The organism is Vibrio anguillarum (assembly GCF_001989995.2).
In the GTDB taxonomy this organism is placed as follows: domain Bacteria; phylum Pseudomonadota; class Gammaproteobacteria; order Enterobacterales; family Vibrionaceae; genus Vibrio; species Vibrio anguillarum.
This window is the reverse complement of the sequence record NZ_JAHGUP010000153.1, coordinates 1-434: the sequence shown is the minus strand read 5'-3', so window position 1 is coordinate 434 and position 434 is coordinate 1. Positions and strand designations below refer to the sequence as shown.

Annotated in this window: 1 protein-coding gene; it reads right to left on the bottom strand. The window is 41.0% G+C overall.

Annotated elements, in window-relative coordinates:
• On the bottom strand, positions 1–368 hold a 368-nt coding region (locus tag PL85_RS18005), incomplete at its 3' end, for a 3'-5' exonuclease (RefSeq protein ID WP_215809366.1).
• Positions 369–434: the final 66 nt, after the last annotated feature.

Genomic DNA, 434 nt, shown 5'->3' with positions numbered 1-434 from the left:
TTAGTGCCGTCATGAAGAAGAAAATAAGAAAGATTCTGAAGCGGATAATCAAAGTCAGAAAGTGACTGAGCTACCATGCGGTAATCAAAATCAAAGTTGTAAGCGATGACTTTTTTGCCGAACAAAATAGACTTGATTTCATTCCAAACATAATCAAAAGATGGTGAGGACTGAACATCAGCATCAGTAATGCCATGAATTTTCTGAGCATCATCAGGAATAGAGCGAAGAGGTGAAACCAAATTACTGTAAAGAACATCACCCGAAAGAGCATCAATAATTGAAATTTCACAGATACGAGCGTCAGAGTCTAGGCCCGTGGTTTCGGTATCGATAATAACGGAGTTTTCTAAATTGAGTGTTTGCATGACAACCCCCTAAAGTTGTTTGAGCGGCCACCCCAGAAGCTTAGGGAGCGACCAGAGCGGCCTAAT